The organism is Actinoplanes sp. NPDC023801 (assembly GCF_040639655.1).
Lineage (GTDB): Bacteria > Actinomycetota > Actinomycetes > Mycobacteriales > Micromonosporaceae > Actinoplanes.
On sequence record NZ_JBFAAI010000001.1, the window covers coordinates 419,457 to 441,627 of the forward strand.

22 protein-coding genes, 1 tRNA gene and 1 pseudogene are annotated in these 22,171 nt (G+C 69.4%); 19 read left to right on the forward strand and 5 right to left on the reverse strand.

What is annotated here, in order from left to right:
- Positions 1–24: 24 nt before the first annotated feature.
- The 4 genes and pseudogenes from rsmA to AB0G04_RS02040 form a co-directional block, all read left to right on the forward strand.
- Positions 25–846: pseudogene (rsmA, locus tag AB0G04_RS02025) on the forward strand (16S rRNA (adenine(1518)-N(6)/adenine(1519)-N(6))-dimethyltransferase RsmA); the annotation flags it as partial.
- A 227-nt stretch (positions 847–1,073) separates the two neighbouring features.
- The gene (locus AB0G04_RS02030; protein ID WP_360974812.1) at positions 1,074–2,027 is read left to right on the forward strand and encodes a 4-(cytidine 5'-diphospho)-2-C-methyl-D-erythritol kinase; all 954 of its coding nucleotides are present in this window, start codon (positions 1,074–1,076) and stop codon (positions 2,025–2,027) included.
- Positions 2,028–2,034: 7 nt separating this feature from the next.
- A complete protein-coding gene (locus AB0G04_RS02035; RefSeq protein ID WP_360974815.1) occupies positions 2,035–3,834 on the forward strand; it encodes an ABC-F family ATP-binding cassette domain-containing protein in 1,800 nt (599 codons plus the stop codon).
- Between the two features lie 100 nt (positions 3,835–3,934).
- Complete coding sequence (locus AB0G04_RS02040; RefSeq protein ID WP_360974818.1) at positions 3,935–4,396, forward strand: DUF4383 domain-containing protein; 462 nt, start codon at positions 3,935–3,937, stop codon at positions 4,394–4,396.
- Between the two features lie 21 nt (positions 4,397–4,417).
- Here AB0G04_RS02040 and AB0G04_RS02045 read toward each other — a convergent pair whose 3' ends face one another.
- Complete coding sequence (locus AB0G04_RS02045; RefSeq protein WP_360974821.1) at positions 4,418–5,080, reverse strand: TetR/AcrR family transcriptional regulator; 663 nt, start codon at positions 5,078–5,080, stop codon at positions 4,418–4,420.
- 176 nt (positions 5,081–5,256) lie between these two features.
- Here AB0G04_RS02045 and AB0G04_RS02050 point away from each other — a divergent pair, with 176 nt between their 5' ends.
- The 10 genes from AB0G04_RS02050 to cysN all read left to right on the forward strand — a co-directional run bounded on the left by AB0G04_RS02050 (position 5,257) and on the right by cysN (position 15,335).
- Positions 5,257–5,964 (forward strand): helix-turn-helix domain-containing protein, encoded by a 708-nt coding sequence (locus AB0G04_RS02050; RefSeq protein ID WP_360974824.1) that lies wholly within the window; start codon positions 5,257–5,259, stop codon positions 5,962–5,964.
- A gap of 17 nt (positions 5,965–5,981) precedes the next feature.
- Positions 5,982–6,053, forward strand: a tRNA-Gln gene (locus tag AB0G04_RS02055).
- 87 nt (positions 6,054–6,140) lie between these two features.
- The gene (gene glmU, locus AB0G04_RS02060) at positions 6,141–7,580 is read left to right on the forward strand and encodes a bifunctional UDP-N-acetylglucosamine diphosphorylase/glucosamine-1-phosphate N-acetyltransferase GlmU (RefSeq protein WP_360974827.1); all 1,440 of its coding nucleotides are present in this window, start codon (positions 6,141–6,143) and stop codon (positions 7,578–7,580) included.
- A gap of 111 nt (positions 7,581–7,691) precedes the next feature.
- Positions 7,692–8,672, forward strand: coding sequence for a ribose-phosphate diphosphokinase (locus tag AB0G04_RS02065; RefSeq protein WP_360974830.1), 981 nt, complete (start codon positions 7,692–7,694; stop codon positions 8,670–8,672).
- A gap of 376 nt (positions 8,673–9,048) precedes the next feature.
- Entirely contained in the window at positions 9,049–9,657 is a 609-nt protein-coding gene (locus AB0G04_RS02070; RefSeq protein WP_360974833.1) for a 50S ribosomal protein L25/general stress protein Ctc, read from the forward strand.
- Positions 9,658–9,737: 80 nt separating this feature from the next.
- On the forward strand, positions 9,738–10,325 hold the full coding sequence (gene pth, locus AB0G04_RS02075; RefSeq protein ID WP_360974836.1) for an aminoacyl-tRNA hydrolase: 588 nt from the start codon (positions 9,738–9,740) through the stop codon (positions 10,323–10,325).
- A gap of 100 nt (positions 10,326–10,425) precedes the next feature.
- Entirely contained in the window at positions 10,426–12,168 is a 1,743-nt protein-coding gene (locus tag AB0G04_RS02080) for a sugar transferase (protein ID WP_360974839.1), read from the forward strand.
- Positions 12,169–12,197: 29 nt separating this feature from the next.
- Complete coding sequence (locus AB0G04_RS02085; protein ID WP_360974842.1) at positions 12,198–13,070, forward strand: 3'(2'),5'-bisphosphate nucleotidase CysQ; 873 nt, start codon at positions 12,198–12,200, stop codon at positions 13,068–13,070.
- A gap of 55 nt (positions 13,071–13,125) precedes the next feature.
- Complete coding sequence (gene cysD / locus AB0G04_RS02090; RefSeq protein WP_360974845.1) at positions 13,126–14,037, forward strand: sulfate adenylyltransferase subunit CysD; 912 nt, start codon at positions 13,126–13,128, stop codon at positions 14,035–14,037.
- Entirely contained in the window at positions 14,037–15,335 is a 1,299-nt protein-coding gene (cysN, locus tag AB0G04_RS02095; RefSeq protein WP_360974848.1) for a sulfate adenylyltransferase subunit CysN, read from the forward strand. The genes cysD and cysN overlap by 1 nt, the downstream gene beginning before the upstream one ends.
- On the opposite strand, the gene AB0G04_RS02100 is transcribed toward cysN, so the two are convergent.
- The 4 genes from AB0G04_RS02100 to galE form a co-directional block, all read right to left on the reverse strand.
- The gene (locus AB0G04_RS02100) at positions 15,319–16,137 is read right to left on the reverse strand and encodes an ATP-binding protein (protein ID WP_360974851.1); all 819 of its coding nucleotides are present in this window, start codon (positions 16,135–16,137) and stop codon (positions 15,319–15,321) included. The two genes, cysN and AB0G04_RS02100, sit on opposite strands and share 17 nt — an antisense overlap.
- A 104-nt stretch (positions 16,138–16,241) precedes the next feature.
- Entirely contained in the window at positions 16,242–16,433 is a 192-nt protein-coding gene (locus tag AB0G04_RS02105; protein ID WP_360974854.1) for a hypothetical protein, read from the reverse strand.
- Between the two features lie 36 nt (positions 16,434–16,469).
- The gene (gene galK / locus AB0G04_RS02110; protein ID WP_360974857.1) at positions 16,470–17,612 is read right to left on the reverse strand and encodes a galactokinase; all 1,143 of its coding nucleotides are present in this window, start codon (positions 17,610–17,612) and stop codon (positions 16,470–16,472) included.
- Positions 17,613–17,785: 173 nt separating this feature from the next.
- A complete protein-coding gene (gene galE, locus AB0G04_RS02115; protein ID WP_360974860.1) occupies positions 17,786–18,760 on the reverse strand; it encodes a UDP-glucose 4-epimerase GalE in 975 nt (324 codons plus the stop codon).
- A 131-nt stretch (positions 18,761–18,891) separates the two neighbouring features.
- Between galE and trpS the strand changes: the two genes are divergently transcribed.
- From trpS to AB0G04_RS02140, 5 genes are read left to right on the forward strand one after another with little or no spacing between them, the layout of a single operon-like run.
- Positions 18,892–19,917: a tryptophan--tRNA ligase gene (gene trpS / locus AB0G04_RS02120; protein ID WP_360974863.1), complete on the forward strand. Its 1,026-nt coding sequence runs from the start codon at positions 18,892–18,894 to the stop codon at positions 19,915–19,917.
- A 5-nt stretch (positions 19,918–19,922) separates the two neighbouring features.
- Entirely contained in the window at positions 19,923–20,456 is a 534-nt protein-coding gene (locus AB0G04_RS02125) for a 2'-5' RNA ligase family protein (RefSeq protein ID WP_360974866.1), read from the forward strand.
- A 21-nt stretch (positions 20,457–20,477) separates the two neighbouring features.
- Positions 20,478–21,398 carry a YihY/virulence factor BrkB family protein gene (locus AB0G04_RS02130; protein WP_360974869.1) on the forward strand — a complete coding sequence of 307 codons (921 nt, stop codon included), beginning with the start codon at positions 20,478–20,480 and terminating at the stop codon, positions 21,396–21,398.
- A gap of 7 nt (positions 21,399–21,405) precedes the next feature.
- On the forward strand, positions 21,406–21,783 hold the full coding sequence (locus AB0G04_RS02135; RefSeq protein ID WP_360974871.1) for a hypothetical protein: 378 nt from the start codon (positions 21,406–21,408) through the stop codon (positions 21,781–21,783).
- A 21-nt stretch (positions 21,784–21,804) separates the two neighbouring features.
- Positions 21,805–22,032 (forward strand): hypothetical protein, encoded by a 228-nt coding sequence (locus AB0G04_RS02140; RefSeq protein WP_360974874.1) that lies wholly within the window; start codon positions 21,805–21,807, stop codon positions 22,030–22,032.
- Positions 22,033–22,171 lie beyond the last annotated feature (139 nt).

Sequence of the window (22,171 nt, forward strand, 5' to 3'; positions counted from 1 at the left end):
ACCGCCCACCGTAGGCTCTGGCGCATGGCGGAGACTCTCCTCGGCCCGGCGGAGATCCGGGACCTGGCCGCGCGCCTCGGCGTGGCGCCGACCAAGAAGCTCGGCCAGAACTTCCTGCACGACCCCAACACCATCCGCCGCATCGTCGCCGCGGCCGCCCTGCACCCCGGCGACGTCGCCCTGGAGGTCGGTCCCGGTCTCGGCTCCCTGACCCTCGGCCTGACCGGAGCGGTGCGGCACGTGCACGCCGTCGAGATCGACGCCACTCTGGCCGGTGCCCTGCCCGCGACCGTCACCGCGCCGCACCTGACCGTGCACCACGCCGACGCCCTCCGGATCACCGGCGACCGTTTCGATCCCGCCCCGACCATGCTGGTGGCGAACCTGCCGTACAACGTCGCCGTCCCGGTCGTCCTGCACCTGCTCGCGGAGCTGCCCACCCTGCGCGGCGGCCTGGTGATGGTGCAGAAGGAGGTCGCCGACCGGCTCACCGCCGGCCCCGGCTCGAAGGTCTACGGGGTGCCCTCGGTCAAACTCGCCTGGTACGCCGAGGCCAGACCGGCCGGGAAGGTGCCACCCGCGGTCTTCTGGCCGGTGCCCAACGTGGATTCCGGCCTTGTCGCGTTCACCCTTCGCGAGCCACCGGCCGGCGCTGACCGCGCCGACGTCTTCGCGGTCGTCGACGCCGCCTTCGCCCAGCGCCGGAAGACCTTGCGGGCCGCCCTGGCCGGCTGGGCCGGCGGCCCGGACCGGGCCGAGACCGTGCTGCGCGCTGCCGGGATCAGCCCGCAGGCGCGCGGTGAGGCGCTCACCGTCGGTGAGTTCGCCGCGATCGCGGCGGCGGCGAAACTGTCGGTCCCCGGCGGTAAGCTCGGCCGGTCCGACGCGCGGCCCCCTGACACACGTTCTTCAGGAACACGTTCTTCAGGAACACGGTCTCCGGGAACACGTTCTTCCGGAACACCGTCTTCGGGAACACGTTCTTCCGAGACACGGTCCTCGGGAGCACGGTCTTCCGGAGCACGGTCTTCCGAAATGCGGCCCTCCGACACCCAGCCTGAGGAGATGAACTGATGACGGAGGCGTGGGGGCCGGACGACGATGAGCCCCGCCCGCATCGCGGGCCGGTGCGGGTGCGAGTCCCGGCGAAGATCAACCTGCACCTGGCCGTCGGACCGCTGCGTCCCGACGGCTACCACGAGCTGAACACCGTCTACCACGCGATCAGCCTCTTCGACGAGCTCACCGCCCGCCGGGGCGACACCCTCACCCTCACCATGGAAGGGGAGGGCACCGGTGACCTCGAACTCGACGAGACCAACCTGATCATCCGGGCCGCACGGGCCCTGGCCGCCCGCGCCCGCGTCCCCGCCCATGCCCGTCTGCACCTGCGTAAGAGCATCCCGCTCGCCGGCGGCCTGGCCGGTGGCAGCGCCGACGCCGCAGCCACCCTGATCGCGTGCGACCTGCTCTGGGGCCTCGGCATGTCCCGTGACGACCTCGCCGAGGTCGGCGCCGAGATCGGCTCGGACATCCCGTTCCTGCTGCACGGCGGCACCGCCCTCGGCACCGGCCACGGCGAGGCGGTCAGCCCCATCCTGGCCCGCCCCACCATCTGGCACTGGGTCGTCGCAATCGCCGACGGCGGCCTCTCCACCCCCGAGGTCTACCGCGAACTCGACCGGCTCCGCGCCGCCGACCGGCCCCTGCCGCCCACCCCGCTCGGCGGTCCCGACCAGCTGATGACCGCGATGCGCCAGCGCGATCCGGAAGTCCTCGGCGCGGCCCTCGGCAACGACCTTCAGGCCGCCGCCCTGTCCCTGCGCCCGCAGCTCGCCGACGTGCTCAAAGCCGGCCACGAGGCGGGTGCCATCGCCGGGCTCGTCTCCGGCTCCGGCCCCACCTGCGTCTTCCTCGCCGCCGACGCGGCACACGCGCAGGAGATCGCGGCCGGCCTCACCGCGTCCAAGACCTGCCGGGCAGCTGTCACCGCGCGCGGACCCCAGCCCGGCGCGCGGGTAATCTAGACGCATCGTGGCCAACATCATCAACCTGGACCGGGTCAGCAAGGGTTACGGCGCAGCCGGCCAGTTGCTCACCGACGTGTCCCTCGGCCTGGACGACGACGCCCGCATCGGCATCGTCGGCCTCAACGGCGCCGGCAAATCAACCCTCCTCCGCCTTCTCGCCAAAACCGAGGAGCCCGACTCCGGCCGGGTCACCCACCGGCGCGATCTGCGGGTCGCGACCCTGCCGCAGACCCTCACGCTCGCCGGTGACCTCACCGTGCGTGATGTCGTCCTCGGCACCGCCTGGTTGCCGCAGAGCATGGGCGCCGAGCACGAGTGGGCCGGTGACGCCGGAGTCCGCACCATCCTCGACGGCCTCGGCATGGGCTACCTCGGCCTCGACACCCCCGTCGGGCCGATGTCCGGTGGCGAGCGCCGCCGTGTCGCTCTCGCCGCGCTCCTGGTCCGCGACAGCGACCTGCTCATCCTCGACGAGCCCACCAACCATCTCGACGTGGCCGGCGTCGACTGGCTCGCCAAGCACCTCCTCACCCGCAAGGGCGCGCTGCTCGTGGTCACCCACGACCGCTGGTTCCTCGACGCCGTCTGCACCATGACGTGGGAGGTCGTCGACGAGGAGGTGCACACCTACGAGGGCGGTTACGCCGCGTGGGTGCTGACCCGCGCCGAACGTCAGCGCATCGCCGCCACCGTCGAGGCCCGCCGCCAGAACCTGCTCCGCAAGGAGATCGCCTGGCTGCGCCGCGGCCCACCGGCCCGCACGTCCAAGCCGAAATTCCGGATCGACGCGGCCAACGCCCTGATCGCCGACGTCCCGCCGGTCCGCGACACGGTCAGCCTGCAGCGACTGGCCACCACCCGGCTCGGGAAGCAGGTCTACGACCTGGAGAACGTGGAACTCAAGGCCGGTCCCAAGCCGATCTTCCAGGGCCTCACCTGGCAGGTCGGCCCCGGCGACCGGATCGCGATCCTGGGCGCCAACGGAGCCGGCAAGACGACCCTGCTGCGCCTGCTCGCCGGAGTAACCACACCCGACGGCGGCCGCCTCGTCACCGGCTCCACCGTGCGGCCCGCCTTCCTGTCTCAGGAACTCAAGGAGCTCCCCGGGCATCTGCGTCTGCTCGAAGCCGTCGAAGAGGTCGCCAAACGCGTCAAACTCGGCGACCGGGAACTCTCCGCCGGCCAGCTCGCCGAAGTGTTCGGATTCACCGACAAACGGATCTGGACACCCGTCAGCGACCTCTCCGGTGGCGAACGCCGGCGCCTGCAGATGCTGCGGCTGCTCGCCGCCGAGCCCAACGTGCTGCTGCTCGACGAGCCCACCAACGACCTCGACACCGACACCCTCGCGTCGCTGGAGGACCTGCTCGACTCCTGGCCGGGCACCATGATCGTCGCCAGTCACGACCGCTACCTGGTCGAACGCGTCACCGACACCGTCTACGGCATGTTCGGCGACGGGCGGCTCGTGCACCTGCCCGGTGGCATCGACGAATACCTCGCCCGCGTGACCGATCCGGCCGCTCCGGGCGTACCCGCCAAGGGTGTTGCGACGGCGTCGCCGGCCGCGAGTGGCCTCTCCTCCGGTGAGCTGCGGCTGGCCCGCAAGGATCTGGCCCGTCTGGAACGTCAGATGGACAAGCTCACCGAGAAAGAGCGCAAGATCAACGAGGGTCTGGCCGAGCACGGCAGCGACTACGACAAGCTCGTCGAGCTGGAAGGCCAGCTCAAGGCCGTACAGCAGGAGAAAGCCGAGGCGGAGGAAGCCTGGCTGCTGCTCGCCGAACAGGTCGGCGACAGCTGATCCGCAGAGGGCGAAATGCCTTCCGGGGGGTGTGCCTGCGCCGCTTGTCGGGGATACGCGAGAATCTGCACGGAAGACACCCGACCTTGGAGACGGAACCATGGCGCACACCCCGGTCAATCACCCGCTACGGCCGATCTACCGGATCGTCGGCTTCATCGTCGGGGCATACCTCGTCGCCTTCGGCATCATCGGTCTCATCGCCACATCGAGCGAGGCGTTCACCGGCCCGGGCGTTCGGGTCCTCGGCCAGGGCACCAACATGCTGTGGTCGATCGTCTGCCTTGCCCTCGGTGCCCTCGTCCTGCTCGGCGCGGCCGTCGGCAAGAACATCGACGTCGCCGTCGACAAGTACCTCGGCTGGGGCCTGCTCGTTCTGGGCAGCTACGAGCTCTGCGTGCTCCGCACCGACGAGGTGAACATCTTCGGCTTCACGATGTCCACCGTGATCGTCACCTACCTCGCCGGGCTGCTGCTGATCACCGTCAGCCTCTACAGCAAGTCGGCGCCCGCGTCCCAGGCCGGCGCGCCCCGCCAGGTTCGCGAGGGCCGCACCGCCTGACCCGGCCCGCGCCGGGTCCGCTCAGCGGACCCGGCGGGTCGACAGTCCCGGCTTCGCCTCCAGATGCGACAGCCCGTTCCACGCCAGATTCACCAGGTGCGCGGCCACCATCTCCTTCTTCGGCTTCCGCGCCTCACGCCACCACTGCCCCACCAGCGCCACCATGCCGACGAGCGCCTGCGAGTACAGCTCGGCGAACCGCGGATCCAGCCCTCGGCTCTTGAACTCCGCGCCCAGGACATGCTCCACCTGATGCGCCACATCGTTCATCACGCCGGAGAAACTCCCCGACGCCGACAGCAGCGGTGCATCACGGACCAGCACCTGAAAGCCGTGCGGCTCCTCGTCGATGTAATCCAGCAGTGCCAGCGCCGCCTGCTCCAGCAACTCCCGAGGGTGCCCTGCCGTCAACGCGGCCGCGATCCGATCGAGCAGAGCCCGCACCTCGCGGTCCACGACCACCGCGTACAGGCCTTCCTTGCCACCGAAGTGTTCGTAGACCACCGGCTTGGACACCTTGGCCCGCGCTGCCACCTCCTCCACGCTTGTCGCATCGAACCCGCGCTCGGCGAACAGCTGCCGGCCGATCGTGATCAGCTGCTCCCGGCGCTGCGCGGCCGGCATCCGTACCCGTGGTCGCTGATGTCTGCCGCCGCTGTCACCCTGCTCCGTCACCCGGATCATCCTGCCAGCAACCGCCCACCCTCCTGATTGTCCGAAGCCGGGGAGTTGATCTTGTGGGTGTCCGGCGGCCGGGTGATCTCCCGCGGGAACCGTGAACGCCGCGGACGAGACCTCCCGGCGATTCGGGCGGGACTGCCGTCCTTGCGGCTCGATTGCTGCGCGGCTAGCATAGTCGCATGCCAGCTGGAGGCGTGCCTAGTGGTCTTGCAGCCAGTGGTCGCAGGCGCGCGGAGGCAGCCGAGCTGCGGAAGATCGGGTGGTCGATAAACGACATCGCGGTCCGGATGGGGATCGCCAAGTCGACCGCGTTCGCCTGGGTGCGGCACGTGCCACCCGACCCCGGCAGTGAACGGGCCAGGATGAAGCACGAGCTGGCGAAACTGCGTATCGCCGCCCGCTGGGACGCGTTCCGGGAGGAGCGTGACCGCCATCGTGCCGATGTGCGGGCGGCGGCCATGGGAGAGGTCGGCGGTCTCTCCGACCGGGACACGTTGCTTCTCGGCGCTGTCGTGTATCAGTGCGGGGGCGTCAAACCGGACCGTTTCGTCTTCACCGGCGATGACCCTGATCTGCTACTCCTCGTTCTGAAGTTCCTGCACCTGCACGGTTATGGCCCTGGCGACCTGAGCTATCGGGTGAACATCCGGGACGCAGCCGACGCTGAGGCGGCCGCTGACTGGTGGGCCCGGGTTCTGGGGATCCCTCGCGAGCGTTTCCGGAACGCGGCGGTCCGGAGGCACGTGCCGGGTGGTGGCCACCACCACGGCCGCCTGGCGGTGACGGCGCCGAGGAGCCGGGAACTCTGCTGGCGGATCGAGGGTGTCGTCGCGGCGATCGCCGGTGAGGCCTCGTCCGCTTATCGCCTCCGTCCGGAGGACCGCTAGGCTGTCGGTAGGAACATTCGGCCGTGGTGTAATTGGCAACACTCTTGGTTTTGGTCCAAGCTTTCCGGGTTCGAGTCCTGGCGGCCGAGCAACTTCTGTGGTAATGCGAACCGGATGGTCAAGGGGTGGCGTGCGCTCACCCCTTGTACGCCACCGCCAAATCAATGGAGTTGCGCGTGAGCCAGGCCCCCAGCCGTACCGTTGTCGTCCTCGCCGCCGGTGAGGGGAAGCGGATGAAGTCCGCGACGCCCAAGGTTCTGCAGCCGTTGCTGGGTCGCACCCTGCTGGGCCACGTGCTGGCCGTCGCGCAGGCGATCAACACCGACCGGACCCTGGTGGTCGTCGGGCACAAGGCGGACGAGGTCGGCGCGTTCCTGGACCACGCCGCGCCGGAGGCGACGCCGGTGCTGCAGGCGGAGCAGAACGGCACGGGTCACGCGGTGCGGATCGCTCTGGACGCGACACCCGACCTGGCCGGCACCGTGGTGGTGCTGAGCGGTGACGTGCCGCTGCTGCGCCCGGAGACGGTGGAGGCGCTGCTGGCCACGCATGAGCGGGCCGGTGCGGCGGCGACGGTGCTGAGCGCCGAGGTGGACGTGCCGGGTGGACTGGGCCGGATCGTGCGGGGCCCGGACGGCAATCTGGAGCGGATCGTCGAGGCGAAGGACGCCAGTGACGCGGAACGCCGGATCCGCGAGATCAACTCGGGTATCTACGCGTTCGACGCCGTGTTGCTGCGGGAGGCGCTGGGCAAGCTGTCGACCGACAACGCGCAGGGCGAGGAATACCTGACGGACGTCTTCGGGATCCTGGCGTCGCAGGGTCACCCGGTGGCGATCGAGGTGGCCGAGTTCGCGTTCGAGACGCTCGGCTGCAACGACCGGGCCGAGCTGTCGAAGCTGCGGGTGCTGATGCGCGATCGGGTGAACGAGGCGTGGATGCGGTCGGGTGTGCTGCTGCTCGACCCGGCGACGACCTGGATCGACGTGACGGCGACGCTGGAGCCGGACGCGGTGGTGGACCAGAATTCGCAGATCCTGGGGTCGAGCTCGGTGGCGACGGGTGCGGTGGTCGGCCCGGACACCACGCTGATCGACACGGTGGTGGCGGAGGGTGCGACGGTTCTGCGTACGCATTCGATCGGTGCCGAGATCGGGCCGGACGCGTCGGTGGGGCCGTTCTCGTTCCTGCGTCCGGGGACCCGGCTGGCGCGCAAGGCGAAGATCGGCGGGTTCGTCGAGGCGAAGAACGCGGAGCTGGGTGAGGGCGCGAAGGTGCCACATCTGACCTATGTGGGTGACGCGTCGATCGGTGCGCGGGCGAACATCGGGGCGGGCACGATTTTCGCGAACTATGACGGTGTGCGGAAGAGCCGGACGACCGTGGGCGAGGCGGCGTTCGTCGGTTCGGACACGGTGCTGATCGCTCCGGTCGAGATCGGCCCGGGGGCGTACGTGGCGGCCGGCAGCGCGGTGGCGAAGGATGTTCCGGCCGGCAATCTGGGTGTGACGCGGGCGCCGCAGCGCAACATCGAGGGCTGGACGGTCCGGAAGCGGCCGGGCACGGTTTCGGCGGCCGCGGCGGAGGCTGCGGATATCACCTCTGAGCAGGAGTGATCCAGCTGGGGTGAGGCATGCCACGCGAGGGCCTCGAAACGTGGCGGTTACGTTGCCGCAAGGGATACTTCACTGCGAACCCCACCCCCTATCCACGGGAGCAGCGAGTCGATGGGCAGCATCGTCGCCGAGAACCGTAAGAGTCTGATGCTTTTCTCCGGCAGGGGTTTCCCCGAGCTGGCAGAGGAGATCGGCCAGGTGCTCGGCGTGGCGCCGACGCCGGCGGATTCGTATGAGTTCGCCAACGGGGAGATCTTTGTTCGTTTCAAGGATTCGGTGCGTGGCTCGGACGCCTTCGTCGTCCAGTCGGTGACCGAGGGCGTCAACCGGTGGGTCATGGAGACCCTGATCATGATCGACGCGCTGAAGCGGGGTTCGGCCAAGCGGATCACCGTGGTGCTGCCGTTCTACCCGTATTCGCGGCAGGACAAGAAGCACCGCGGCCGGGAGCCGATCTCCGCCCGGCTGGTGGCCGACCTGCTGAAGACGGCCGGTGCCAACCGGATCCTCACCGTCGACCTGCACACCGCGCAGATCCAGGGCTTCTTCGACGGTCCGGTGGATCACCTGTTCGCGATGGACATTCTTGCCGACTACGTGCAGAAGAAGTACGCGGGCCGGCCGATGACCGTGGTGGCGCCGGACTCGGGCCGGGTGCGGGTGGCGGAGCGGTGGACGGACCGGCTGGGTGGCTGCCCACTGGCGTTCATCCACAAGACCCGTGACCCGTTGAAGCCGAACCAGGTGGTGGCGAACCGGGTGGTGGGTGAGGTCGAGGGCCGGGTCTGCCTGATCGTCGACGACATGATCGACACGGGCGGCACGATCGCGAAGGCTGCCGACATCCTGTTCCAGGAGGGTGCGGCGGACGTGATCGTGGCGTCGACGCACGCGCTGTTGTCGGACCCGGCGACGGAGCGCCTGAAGAACAGCAAGATCAGTGAGCTGGTGGTGACGAACACGCTGCCGCTGTCGCCGGAGAAGCGGCTCGACAAGATCACTGTGCTGTCGATCGCGCCGTTGCTGGCGCGGGCGATCCGTGAGGTGTTCGACGACGGATCGGTGACCACTTTGTTCGGTGGCCTCAGCTAGAAATCCGGCCGAAGGCGCTCGTCGTGCCGGCGGGCGCCTTTCGCATGTGGTGCAACTTGCATCAGGAGAGTTGTTTTTTCGCAGGCGTCGTCAGCGGGGCGGACCCGCTGACCGATGCACGATCGTGGCAGGTAAGCTAGTACGGTTGCCACGGCGAGGGTGCTTCGTGGGCTGTTGAGGTTCGCAGCCTGCTCGAGGCGCCGTCATCGACGCGGTGCTCCGGGCCTGTGCCCAGCGCGCCCCCTTGCCCGGCAGCGCCAGGAACACCTTTCGCCGGCGACGTTCCGCGCCGACGGCGACCGCCATGCAGCACTGCCGGATACCGCAGCCGCAGACTTAGACGCAGCCCGCATCGAAGAGTTTCAGGAGTTTCCCCGTGTCCGAGGTAAAGATCAGCGCCGAGCCCCGCACCGAGTTCGGCAAGGGTGGTGCTCGCCGCACGCGCCGGGCCGGCCTCGTGCCTGCCGTGCTGTACGGCCACGGCGAGAAGCCGCAGCACATCGCCCTCCCGGCCCGTGAGTTCGCGGCCGCCATCCGCCACGGCGGCATCAACCAGATTTTCACCATCGACATCGCCGGCAACGCGGCGGCGACCCTCGCGCTGCCGAAGGCGATCCAGCGTGACCCGATCCGTGACACGTTCGAGCACGTCGACCTGCTGATCGTGAAGCGCGGCGAGCGGATCCAGGTGGACATCTCCGTCGTCCTGACGGGTGAGGCCGCCAAGAACACCCTGATCGTGCACGAGTCGAACACCGTCGCGGTGGTCGCCGAGGCGCTGCACCTGCCGTCCGAGCTGGAGGCGTCGATCGAGGGCCTCGAGGCGGGCTCGCACGTGACCGCCGGTGACGTGAAGCTGCCGAATGGCGTCGAGCTGGCCGTCGAGGCCGACACGGTCCTCGCGGTGATCAACGCGGCTCAGTCGAACGAGGAGGCTCCGGCCGAGGACGAGGCCGTCGCCACCGAGGGCGACAGCGCGGAGTAAGTCCGTCACGCAGCAGCGGTAAGCCAGGGATCAGGGAAAGTGCCGGACGGCACTTTCCCTGATGTGTATGTGGAGGCGATGTGGTGGACGAGGCGCCGTGGCTGGTCGTCGGCCTCGGTAACCCGGGCCGGGAGTATTCCGGTAACCGGCACAACGTGGGTTTCATGGTGGCCGACCTGCTGGCATCGCGGGTGGGTGCGAAGTTCGGCCGGGCGAAGCGGGCACAGGCGGAGGTCGCCGAGGGGCGGCTGGGTTTCGGCGGTCCGAAGCTGGTGCTGCTGAAGCCGTTGACGTACATGAACCTGTCCGGCACTCCGGTGGTGTCGCTGGCGCAGTTCTTCAAAGTACCGGTGGCGAATGTGGTCGCGGTGCATGATGAGCTGGATGTGCCGTTCGGGCAGGTCAGGGCGAAACGAGGCGGCGGCGAAGGCGGTCACAACGGGCTCCGCTCGATGTCGAAGTCACTCGCGAGCAAGGAGTACGCGCGGGTGAGGTTCGGGATCGGCCGGCCCCCGGGACGGCAGGATCCGGCGGATTACGTGCTCTCCGACTTCTCCTCGGCGGAGCGCAAGGAGCTGGACTTCCTGGTGGACCGGGCGGCCGATGTGGTCGAGGCGATCGTCGTCGAGGGCATCGAGTGGGCGCAGAACAAGTACCACGGGATTTGATCTCCATCTGACGGTGCCGTGACGCTGCCCGCGGTCGTCCGTTGGTCACTCGGACGCACGATGTTCGGTGCGTGGCCGACGTGACGGGAGGGGTTCCAGGATGTCGCAGGACGTGTCCGAGGGCCGGGCGGACGCGTTGACCGAACCTACGGTGGCGTTGCCACAGGTGGCGCCTCCACCGGGTCACGGTGCGGCTAACCATCCGCCGGGCAATCAGGGCCCGCAGAGGCCGGCGGTACGCCGCGGCGGCCGCAACCGCCGGATACCCGGGCCGTCGGCAGGGGTGGAGAACGCCCCGCCGCTGGTGGTGAGCGGAGAGCCGGATCCGGCCCGCAACCAGGTCGTGGATCGGCTCGCCAAGGGCGGCCGTAACCGGTCGATGGCGGCACGTCCAGCGAGCCGGCCGTTCGTACGGACGCGGGGCCGGCACGCGGCGATGTCACGGCGGCAGGACTGGGAGCGCCGTTATGTGCGGAACCTGGTCCTGGCCGATCTGACGGCCGGTGTGGCGGCGGGGGCGGGTACGTTCGCGGTCCGGTTCGGTCATACGGTCACCGACTGGAACCGGATCTATCTGATCTGGTCGGCGCTGATGCCGGTGGTGCTGCTCCTGGTTCTGGTGGGGGCGCGGGCGTACGAGCGCCGGTATCTGTTCGTCGGCTCGGACGAGTACCAGCGGGTGCTGCGCGGCGGGGCGGGCCTGATCGGTGGTGCGGCCGTCGTGTCGTACGCCTTGAATCTGGATCTTGCCCGCTCGTACGTCCTGGTGGCGTTCCCGCTCGCGATAGCCGCCATCGTGGTGTTGCGGTTCGTGCTGCGCAAGCGGCTGCATCTGTCCCGGGCGCGCGGCAAGAATCTCCGTCGGGTGATCGTGGTCGGCCATGAACTGTCGGTCATCGGGATCACCCGGCAGCTGCGCCGGGAGCGGTATCACGGCTTGGAGGTGGTCGGCGCGTGCCTGCCCCCGGGCGCGGACGGCATCGGGGTGACCGATCTGCCGGTCTACGGGTCGTTCGAGGACGTGGCGAGCGCGGTGAGCCAGGCGGACGCCGACACCGTGGTGGTGCTGAGCTGCCCGGAGCTGGACGGGGCGGCGTTGCGCCGGCTGGCGTGGCGGCTGGAGCGCGACGAGGTCGACCTGGTGGTGGCCAGTGCGCTGGTGGACGTGGCGGGTGCGCGGACCACGATCCGGCCGTTCGACGGGCTGCCGATGCTGCATGTCGAGCATCCACGGCTGCACGGCGGCTCTCGGCTGGTCAAGGAGTTCGTCGATCGAGCCGGCGCGTTGCTTCTGCTGATCCTTCTCGGTCCTGTGCTTCTAGGCGTGGCGCTCTGCGTGGGCCTTACGTCCCGTGGACCGGTACTCTTTCGCCAGGTGCGCGTGGGACGTGACGGTCGGTTGTTCCGGATCTTCAAGTTCCGCAGCATGTACGTCGATGCCGAGGCGCGGCTTGCCGAGTTGAGGCACCTCAACGAGCACGACGGTGTGCTCTTCAAAATCCGCGACGACCCGCGTGTCACCCCGGTCGGACGGTGGTTGCGCAGGTTCTCGCTCGACGAGCTGCCGCAGCTGCTGAACGTGCTGTCGGGGCGCATGTCGCTGGTCGGTCCGAGGCCGCCGTTGCCGACCGAGGCAGCCGCCTACGCCGACGACGTGCGGCGCCGGCTTGCCGTCAAGCCGGGGATGACCGGTCTCTGGCAGGTGTCGGGCCGGTCGGACCTCTCCTGGGAGGAGGCGGTCCGGCTGGACCTGCGCTATGTCGAGAACTGGTCGCTGAGCTTGGATCTGGTGATCCTGCTCAGGACGGTGACCGCCGTGGTGCGGTCGTCGGGAGCGTACTGACAGGCGCGTCTGGAGTGAGGAGCGTGGGGATGGGCGAGCAGACGAAGGCGTCGGCGCGCATAGCGGGGCCGAGGGACACCGGTGAGGGCGGTGCTCCACCGGTGATCGATGCCGCGTTCGCCCGCTGGCTGGCGGACCGTGCCGGCCAGTTGCTCCTCCAGGTTCGCGCGGACACCGGGTACGCCGACGGCAAGGCCCTCAAGGCGGCCGGTGACCAGGCGGCGCACGAGCTGCTGCGGGCCGAGCTGGCCCGCTGGCGCCCGGCCGACGCGGTGCTGTCCGAGGAGGACGAGCAGTCGCGCGTGGCGTGGACCGAGGGCAACCGCCCGGACCGCCTGGGCGCGAACCGGGTCTGGATCGTGGACCCGCTGGACGGCACCCGTGAGTTCTCCGAGGAGGGCCGCGACGACTGGGCCGTGCACGTGGCGCTGTGGACGGCCGATTCGTCGGCGCCGGCCCGGCTGACCGCGGGCGCGGTGGCGATGCCGGCCCGGCACTGCACGCTCGCCACCGATCAGCCGCCGGCGTACCCGCCGATGCCGCTGGAGTCGGCGACCGGTGGCTCGATCAGGATCGCGGCGAGCCGGACCCGGCCGCCGGCGTTCGTGACGGGGCTGGCCGAGGACCTGGGCGCCGAGCTGGTGCCGATGGGATCGGCCGGGGTGAAGATCGCCGCGGTGATCAACGGTGAGGCGGACGCCTACGTGCATGCGGGCGGTCAGTACGAGTGGGACTCGGCCGCCCCGGTAGCTGTGGCGTTGGCCACGGGACTGCACGCGTCCCGCGTCGACGGCAGCCCGCTGGCCTACAACCGGCCCGATCCGAAGTTGCCTGACCTGGTCGTATGTCGTAAAGATCTCGCTCCTCGGATGCTTGCTGCGTTGCAGCGGCATCTTCCGTAACAATGGCGTCTGCCCTGCCGGCCGACATCGGAGAAAGGTCTGGGGACAGGAACCCATGAGCCAGACGAAGCCCTATCGCGTCTCGCATCTGGATGCACTCGAAGCGGAGAGCATCTTCATCATGCGAGAGGTCATGGCCGAGTTCGAGCGCCCCGCGCTGCTCTTCTCCGGCGGCAAGGACTCGATCGTGATGCTGCGCCTAGCGGAGAAGGCGTTCGCGCCGGCGCGCATACCGTTCCCGGTCATGCACATCGACACCGGCCACAACTTCGCCGAGGTGCTGGAGTACCGGGATTCCCGGGTCGCCGCCCTGGGCCTGAACCTGGTGGTCGCCAGCGTGCAGGAGGCGATCGACACCGGACTGGTCCGGGAGCTGCCGGACGGCACCCGTAACCGGATCCAGACGCCGGTGCTGCTCGCCGCTCAGGAGAAATACCGGTTCGACGCCCTCTTCGGCGGTGCCCGCCGGGACGAGGAGAAGGCCCGCGCCAAGGAGCGGATGTTCAGCTTCCGCGACGAGTTCGGCCAGTGGGACCCGAAGAACCAGCGGCCCGAGCTGTGGTCGCTCTACAACGGGCGGCACCACCCGGGCGAGTCGATCCGGGTGTTCCCGCTGTCCAACTGGACCGAGCTGGACGTGTGGCACTACATCGCCAAGGAGAACATCCCGCTGCCGAACATCTATTACGCCCACGACCGTGAGGTCGTCGAGCGTAACGGGATGTTCTACGCGGTCAACGAGTTCATCCGGCTGCGTGACGGTGAGACGTCCGAGGTCCGCCGCGTGCGGTACCGGACCGTCGGCGACGCGTCGCAGACCGCGGCCGTGCTCTCCGACGCCGACACCGTCCAGAAGGTGATCGACGAGGTGGCCGCGACCCGGATCACCGAGCGTGGCGCCACCCGTGGCGACGACAGGGTCAGCGAGGCCGCGATGGAAGACCGTAAGCGAGAGGGTTACTTCTGATGAGCCAGGCAGTTCTCGAGCCTGACGCCGCCTCCTCCCGCGGCATGGACCTGCTGCGATTCGCCACCGCCGGCAGCGTCGACGACGGCAAGTCCACCCTCATCGGCAGGCTGCTGTTCGACACCAAGACGATCTTTGAGGACCAGCTCGAGGCCGTCGAGAGCGCCAGCGCCTCCCGCGGCGACGAGTACACCAACCTCGCGCTGCTCACCGACGGCCTGCGTGCCGAACGGGAGCAGGGCATCACCATCGACGTGGCGTACCGGTACTTCGCGACGCCGCGGCGCAAGTTCATCATCGCCGACACCCCGGGCCACATTCAGTACACCCGGAACATGGTGACCGGCGCGTCCACCGCCGACCTGGCGCTGATCCTGGTCGACGCCCGCAAGGGCCTGGTCGAGCAGTCGCGCCGGCACGCGTTCCTGACGAGCCTGCTGCGGGTGCCGCATCTGGTGCTGTGCATCAACAAGATGGACCTGGTCGACTGGGACAAGTCGGTCTACGACAAGATCGCCGACGAGTTCACCTCGTTCGCCGCGAAGCTCGACGCCCCGGACCTGACGATCATCCCGATCTCCGCGCTGAACGGCGACAACATCGCCTCCCGCTCGGAGAACAGCCCGTGGTACGAGGGCCCGTCGCTCCTGCACCACCTGGAGCACGTGCACATCGCCAGCGACCGCAACCTGGTCGACGTGCGTTTCCCGGTGCAGTACGTGATCCGGCCGCAGTCCACCACGGTCACCGACTACCGTGGGTACGCCGGTCAGGTCGCCTCCGGCATCCTCAAGCCCGGTGACGACGTGATGGTCCTGCCGTCCGGCCTGACCAGCACCATCGCGGCGATCGAGACGGCCGACGGCCCGGTCGAAGAGGCGTTCCCGCCGATGTCGGTGACGGTCCGGCTGAACGACGAGATCGACATCTCGCGCGGTGACATGATCTGCCGTCCGCACAACGCGCCGGCCGCCGCGCAGGACATCGAGGCGATGATCTGCTGGATGGACGAGACGGCCCCGCTCCGGGTCGGCGGCAAGTACGCGATCAAGCACACGACCCGCAGCGCCCGCGCCGTGATCCGCGGCCTGCAGTACCGGCTCGACGTGAACACGCTGCACCGGGACGAGAGCGCCGGCGACCTCAAGCTCAACGAGATCGGCCGGGTCAAGCTCCGCACGACCGTGCCGCTGCTCGCCGACGAGTACCGGCGTAACCGCACCACCGGCGGCTTCATCCTGATCGATGAGGGCTCCAACCGGACGGTCGGCGCCGGGATCATCATCGAGGCGCGCTGACCCGTTCGCCGCATCTGATCGTCGCCCAGACGACCTTGCCCGTCTCGGTCGGTACGGCACCCCACTGGGCGGCGATCTCGTGCACCGTCCGCAGCCCGCGGCCCCGCTCGTCGAGCGGCAGGTCCGGGCGCGGGCGGGACACCGGCACCACCCGCGGCAGGCGGGGGTCGCCGTCGGCCACCGACAGGTGCAGCCCGGAGCCGCGGCGGTGCACGGCCACCCGGATCTCCGTGCCGGTGTGCTCGAGCGCGTTGGTCACCAGTTCCGACATGACCAGCCGGCTCCGGTGCAGCAGATGGACCAGCCCCCAGGCCAGGCAGGCATCGCTGACCAGGTTGCGGGCCAGGCTCGGCGCCTCCGGATCGGGCCGCAGCGTCGCGCTCAGCCGCTGGTCGCCGGGGATCCGCCCGGCCAGCGCCACCCGGGCCTGCCGCACCTTGGCGTAGACCGGCAGGTATCGGCCGGTGCCCAGCCCCTGCATGCGGTCGGCGAGCGGCAGGTCGGGTGGCACGCACAGGGCCAGGTGGACCGGCGGTTCCAGGCCGGCGGCGACCTGCCGGGCGGTCGTCCAGACGGGCGCGCTCTCGCTGTGCGGATCGTGCAGCGCGGACAGGTCCACGATGAGACCGTCCGGCTGCCCGGTGAAGCAGCGCCGGAGGGTCACGGACACGTCGAGGCACAGCTGGGCATCCCACGGCCCGCGGACCGTGAGCAGTGGGACGGACATGTCTTCGGCGTCGTCGACGCTGACGCCGGAACCTCGCGCGGTGTCATCGTGAAGATACGGTGGGCTAACCCCCATGCAGGACACCCTAGCCGCGGGTCCGCCCGGCAGGCCCCTGGTCTCGCTCCTGCGGGTGATCAGCTGAACGGACGGTTCCGTACCCCATGTGGGGGTGGTCCGGCTCAGTCGTCGCTGGAGTTCGTCGCCTCCTCGAGCGTCCGGGTGAGGGGTGCGGTGAGATCGTCGGCGGGCACCGCGATGTCCTCGCCGAAGGTGTTGCGATCCTGATCCGGGCGCGGTTCCGGGCCGGTGGCGTCTCCGGCGAAGCCGAACTCGTTGGGCTCGTTCTGCTGTGGGTGCTGTCCGGTCGTCATGGAACCGGGCATACCCACAGCAGAACGCTCGAAGCGTCAGATCCGGGTCGCGCCCGGTCCGGCGGTCGCCACCCAGCTCGTGGGGGCGGTGAAACCCCGCTTGTCGTACGCGGCGGCGACCGCGGCCGCCGTCGCGTCGGCCCGGCCGGCGTCGATCAGGGCCAGCACGCAGCCGCCGAACCCGCCGCCGGTCATCCGGGCGCCGTACGCCCCGGCGTCCAGTGCCGACTGGACGGCCACGTCGACCTGGTCCACGGTGATCTCGAAGTCGTCGCGCATGGACACGTGCGAGGCGGTCAGCAGCGGGCCGATCTCCCGGACCCGGCCGGACCGCAGCAGCGACACGGTGTCGAGCACCCGCTGGTTCTCGGTCACGATGTGCCGGGCCCGGCGGCGCAGCACGTCGTCGTCCAGCCGTTCCAGAGCCTGCGGCAGGTCCGCGGTGGACACGTCACGCAGGGCCGCCACCCCGAGGGCCGCGGCCGCCGCCTCGCAGCTCTTGCGGCGCTCGCCGTACTCGCCGTCGACATGCTGGTGCGGGGCGTTGCTGTTGATCACTAGAATGGCCAGGCCCTTGCCGGCCAGATCGAACGGGATCTGGTCGATCTCATAACTGCGGCAGTCCAGGAACAGCGCCCGGCCGTCCTGGCAGCGGATCGACGCGGACTGGTCGAGGATGCCGGTGGGTGCACCGACATACACGTTCTCGGCGCGCTGGGCGATGGCGGGCCGGCGCTCCAGCGGCACGTCCAGGTCACCCAGATCGATCAGCGCGGTGAGAACGGCCGACTCCAGGGCTGCCGACGACGAAAGACCCGACCCCAGCGGTACGTCCGAAGCGATCGCGATCCGCGCCGGCGGCACCTCGAAACCGGCGTCCTGCAACGCCCACACCACTCCGGCGACGTACGCACCCCAGCCGGTCACGTCACCCGGCTCGGTGGGCCCGAAGGCGACCGGTTCCGGCGTCAGCGTCGAACAGACCGACCAGCGGCCGTCCGGTGCCGGGCCGGCGGCCGCGACCGTGCGCTGCGGCAGCGCGAACGGCAGCACGAACCCGTCGTTGTAGTCGGTGTGCTCGCCGATCAGGTTGACCCGGCCGGGCGCCGCCCAGAGTCCGGCCGGCTCGGTCCCGTAAGCCTCGACAAAGGCCGCCCGTGCGGTCTCGGAAACGCTCATGCTGTGCCTTCCCCGGCATGCGCTCCCGGCCCTTGCTTCGCTGCGGTGCAGTCGCTCATGCTGTGCCTTCCCCGGCATGCGCTCCTGGCCCTTGCTTCGCTGCGGTGCAGTCGCTCATGCTGTGCCTTCCCCGGCATGCGCTCCTGGCCCTTGCTTCGCTGCGGTGCAGTCGCTCATGCCACGTGCTTTCGGTAGAACGTCCACGCCTCGCCGATCATGTCGTTCAGGGTGTTCTTCTGTGGCACCCATCCGAGGTCCTCGCGGGCCCGGTCGGACGAGGCGACCAGCGTGGCCGGGTCGCCGTCGCGCCGGGCGGCGATCTCGACCGGGATCTCGGCGCCGGTGACCGCCCGGGCCGCCTCGACGACCTGCCGGTTGGAGAAACCGTTGCCGTTGCCCAGGTTGTAGATGCGGTGCTCGCCGGCGACCGTCGCGTCCAGAGCCAGCAGGTGCGCCCGCGCCAGGTCCTCGACGTGGATGTAGTCGCGGACGCAGGTGCCGTCGACGGTGGGGTAGTCGTCGCCGAACAGCTGCAGCTTCTCGCGCTTGCCGGCGGCCACCTGAAGGGTGATCGGGATCAGATGGGTCTCCGGGTCGTGCCGTTCGCCGATCTCGTGGCTGTCACTGATGTAGGCGCCGGCCACGTTGAAGTACCGCAGCGACACGGCGGCTAGGCCGTGCGCGAACGTCTCGGACGTCAGTGCCAGGTCGAAGGTCAGCTTCGTCGACCCGTACGTGCTGGTGGGGGCTTTGATCGCGGTTTCGGTGATCGGCAGTTCGACCGGGTTGCCGTAGACCGCGGCGGTGGACGAGAAGATGAACCGCGGTACCTTCGCGGCGCGTACCGCGTCCAGCAGGGCCAGCGACTTGACCACGTTCTCGTGCCAGTACAGCTCCGGCTTGGCCATCGACTCACCGGCCGCGATCAGCCCGGCGAAGTGCAGCACGGCGTCGAAGCCGGCGTCCGGCGTCAGTACCCGCGCGGCGTCGGCGATGTCGGCCTGCACGAACGTGGCGTCGGGGGCGACCGCCTCGCGGAAGCCGGTGCGCAGGCTGTCCAGGACGACGACCTCGTGGCCCGCGTCCAGCAGCAGCCTGCTGGTCACGCTGCCGACATAGCCGGCGCCTCCGGTGACGAGCAACTTCACGACTCGGCCCTTTCTCTGGTAGGACGGTCTAACAATTCCCCATAATCGATCAAAGGTCAACAGGTTCGAACATTCCCGCGACCGGGTAGGGGATTCGCAAATCCCGGGGCGGGGCTGACACAATGGCGGCCATGTCCGACGTTGCCCGCCGCCCGCGAGTGCTCTCCGGCATCCAGCCGACCGCCGACTCCTTCCACCTCGGCAACTACCTGGGCGCGGTGCGCAACTGGGTGGCGATGCAGGATACGCATGACGCCTTCTACTGCGTGGTGGACCTGCACGCCATCACCATGGGACATGATCCGGAGACTCTGCGTAACCGTAGCCGGATTTCCGCCGCCCAGCTGCTCGCCCTCGGGCTCGACCCGGAGCGCTGCACACTGTTCGTGCAGTCCCATGTTCCCGAGCACGCGCAGCTCGGCTGGGTGCTCAGCTGCATCACCGGGTTCGGCGAGGCCGGCCGGATGGTCCAGTTCAAGGACAAGTCCACCAAGGCCGGTCAGGACAGCACCTCCGTCGGTCTGTTCACGTACCCGATCCTGCAGGCCGCCGACATCCTGCTCTACCAGGCCGACCAGGTCCCGGTCGGCGAGGACCAGCGTCAGCACCTCGAGCTGACCCGCGACCTGGCGCAGCGGTTCAACACCCGGTTCGGCAAGACGTTCAACGTGCCCTCGCCGTACATCGTGAAGGACACCGCCAAGATCCTCGACCTGCAGGACCCGTCGATCAAGATGTCGAAGTCGGCCTCCTCGCCGAACGGCATCATCGAGCTGCTCGACGACCCGGCCCGCTCGGCCAAGAAGATCAAGTCCGCGGTCACCGACACCGGTCGCGAGATCCTCTACGACGAGGAGAACAAGCCGGGTGTCAGCAACCTGCTGACCATCTACGCGGCCCTGACCGGACGGGCCATCGACGAGCTTCTCGAGGCGTACGACGGCCGCGGTTACGGCGACCTGAAGAAGGACCTCGCCGAGGTGCTGCTCCAGTTCGTCAAGCCGATCCAGGAGCGCACCAAGCTCTACCTGGACGACCCCGGTCAGCTCGACAAGGTGCTCGCGGTCGGCGCCGAGAAGGCCCGGGCGGTCTCCGCGGAGACCCTCGCGTCGGCGTACCGGAACGTGGGCTTCCTCAGCCCCGCCCGCGAAGCCTGAACCTGATGTCCGAGCTCGGAAGGCTCACCCGCATCGGGGTGGCGATCAACATCCCGGAGCCGTGGGGCTCGGCGCTCACCCGGCGGCGTGCCGAGGCGGGCGACGCGCAGGCGGCCTGGATCCCGGCGCACGTGACGCTCCTCGGCCCCACCGAAGTGGCCGAGGACGCGTTGCCGGCCGTGGAGAAGCACCTGGAGGCGGTGGCGTCCGGGCAGCGGCCGTTCACCGTCCACCTGCGGGGGACCGGCACGTTCCGGCCGGTCACCGAGGTGGTGTTCGTGACCCTTGCGCAGGGCATCAGCGAGTGCGAGCTGCTCGCCGAGGCGATCACCCGGTCGGAAGACATCAACCGGGACACCCGCTTCCCGTACCACCCGCATGTGACCGTCGCCCAGGACGTGCCGCCGCCGGCCCTGGATGCGGTGTTCGACGACCTGGCCGGCTTCTCGGCCCGGTTCGAGGTGGCCTCGTTCACCCTGTTCTCGCACGGTGGCGAAGGACCCTGGCGGCCACGCCGCGACTTCCCGCTCGGAAGCTGAAGTGTCCGATACGGTCGGCCGGTGAATCCGATCGACCGGGCCTACGACGCGACCGCGGCCCGGATCATGGCGGTGCGATACCGCTCGCCGTACTTCGACCACTTCTGCCGGGCGATCCTGCGGTACGAGAGCGTCCAGGGCGGGCGGCTGGCCGCGGCCATCGCCTACTACGGGTTCTTCGCGGTCTTCGCCCTGCTGCTGATCGGCTACTCGATCTTCGGCTGGCTGCTCACCGCCAACGTGCAGCTGCTCGGTCTGGTCCGTGACTTCCTGCATCAGAACCTGCCGTTCCTCGACATCCAGGCGATCCTGGACAGCAAGGGCAGCGTCGGCATCGTCGGCCTGCTCGGCCTCACCTTCACCGGCATCGGCTGGGTCGAGGCGATCCGCTCCTCCCAGCGGCTGATCTGGCAGCTGCGCGAGCAACCCGGCTACATCGGCGTGCGCCAGGCCGTCGACCTGCTCGTACTGGTCGGGCTCCTGCTTCTGCTGACCCTCTCCCAGCTCGCCGTCTACGGACTGGAACGACTGCTGATCTGGCTGGCCGGCGGTGGCTTCTCGACCGTGCTGTCCTTGGCCAGCTGGGTGCTCACCCTCGGCGTCAACATGCTGCTGGCGGCGGCGCTGCTGGCCGCCGTGCCCCGGCTGCGGATGACCGCCCGGCGGATGGCGCCGCCGGTGCTGCAGGTCGGCATCGGGCTCATGCTGCTCAACACGATTGGCAAGACGTTCGTCGAGATCGTCCAGCGCAACCCGGCGTACGGCCTGGTCGGCTCGGCCGTCGGCGCGCTCGTCTACCTGTACGTCTTCAACCAGCTGCTGCTGTTCGGCGCGGCCTGGGCGGCGACCAGCCCGCACGGCCGGGTGGTGGATCTGTCAGCTGACGACAAGACCGCCCCCGTGGGGCAAAACACCTGGATTCGGCACGACCGGCCGCGATGATGAGCCGATGGGCACCCTAGTGACGTTGCACCTGCCTCCCGGTTCGCCGATCGCCGAGCAGCCGTGGGTCATCACCATCGGCTCGCTCGACGACCTGGAGGAGTGGGAGCCCATCGTCTGCGGGCCCTACGAGCACCAGCACGCGCTCGCGCTGGCCCGCGCCGTGGTGTCCGACGACGACCTGATGGCCGTGGTCGAACCGATGCTGCCGCTGGACGGCGTCGACGCCATCCGCAAGGAGATCGAGCTGGCACGGGCCGCGGCCGAGGGCCCGGACGCCGAGGACCTGGGTGCCCGGATGCCGCAGGAGTACCCCGGCACCCCTCCCGAGCCGGCCGAGGTGCAGGCCGGCTGGCGGCGGATAGCCGGGAAGCTGACCGCCTGAGCACGCTGGGATACTGACCCCGTGTTGATCAACAAGCGCTGGGCGGCGTTCCTGATCGGGGTGGGCATCTGGACGTGGGTCATCTGGCCCCGGTTCGGGCTCGCCATCTGGAACGACGACCGCTCGTTCGACGGCGGGACACCGACCTCGTTCCTCTGGGTGCACGCCCTTCTGATCACCGCCTCACTGGCGATCGGAACCACGGTCGGTGTCCTCGGCGTCAGGGCATGGCGGCGCGCTGAACGTTAACTCAGTGTTTCGTGTCACGGGCGCATTTCCCTCCTGAACCAGCCGAAAGCGACGTGCCATCACCAGGGTGATTGCGGCGGTATAACGGTGCGCCAACAGTCCGTACCGATGTTCGGTCTCGGTCCTGGCCCGGGGATAC